This window comes from Asanoa sp. NPDC050611, from assembly GCF_040654855.1.
GTDB lineage: Bacteria > Actinomycetota > Actinomycetes > Mycobacteriales > Micromonosporaceae > Asanoa.
Map to the genome: position 1 here is coordinate 1 of NZ_JBFAIU010000713.1, position 1047 is coordinate 1047.

Annotated in this window: 1 protein-coding gene; it reads left to right on the plus strand. The window is 73.5% G+C overall.

Annotated elements, in window-relative coordinates; translation table 11 throughout:
• Positions 1-235 precede the first annotated feature (235 nt).
• Positions 236-1047: alpha/beta hydrolase fold domain-containing protein (locus AB0H87_RS42030; protein ID WP_360159508.1), on the plus strand; the 812-nt coding region annotated here is incomplete at its 3' end.

Below are 1047 nucleotides of genomic sequence, written 5' to 3' on the forward strand. Positions count from 1 at the left end.
CTCCGGGCCCACGTCGGAGCGTCCGTTGACCACTTTTCGACGGTGGCGTGCGTGTAGCCCAGCTCGTCGATCGTGCGCAGCGTCGCCGCGAAAACGGTCGCGTCGACGCTGTTGCGGGGGCGGCCGGGCGGGCGGGTCGCGGGTGCGGTTGCGCGGGCCATGGTCACACGATACCAATTATGCTACCGTCAGTATCGATACCTCCAGTAGCGAAACTCGATCGAGGAGGAGAGCCATGACCACCACCCCGCCACTCGGCATCCGGCTGCTGCACCGCCTGCGCTCCGAGCCGGACTGGCTGGCGATGCCGGCCGAGGCGCTGGACGCCTTCCGCGACGCGGAGAACCGCCGCCGGGCGTCGCCCCTGATGCGGGTGGTGACCGGCTTCCCGGACCGCGGCACCACGATCTCGTGGCAGGAGCTGAAGCTGCCGGACCGGACGCTGCGGGTGCGGGTCTACCGGCCGTCGCCGGCCCGGGTCGGATCGGCCGCCCTGCCGCTCGTGCTGCACGTGCACGGCGGCGGGTTCGTCGGCACGGCCGCGCAGAGCGACTGGATCAACAGCCACCTCGCCGGGCGGCTGCCCGCGGTGGTCGTCTCGGTGGAGCACCGGCTCGTCGCGGCCGGGACGCCGATGTCGGCCGCGGTCGACGACGGCTGGGACGCGCTCCGTCATGTGGTGGAGCAGGCCCCCCGGTGGGGAGTCGATCCGGCCCGGGTGGCGCTGTTCGGCGAGAGCGCCGGCGCGGTCGTCGCCGCCCTGGCCGCCGTCCGGGCCCGCGGGTCCAGCCTGACCGTGCGGGCCCAGGTGCTGGTCAACCCCTGCGTCGACCTGACCTCGACGGCGCTCGACTACCCCTCGATGGCCGAGCACGGCGCGAGCCCGACGTTGACCGTGGCGCAGATGAAGCTGTTCGTCCGGCTGGCCGCGCCGCCCGGGACCGATTCGCGCGCCGTGTCCCCGCTCCACACCGACGACCTGAGCGACCTGCCGCCCGCGCTCGTGGTGGTGCCGCAGGAGACACCACCGCCACAGGCCAAGCCACC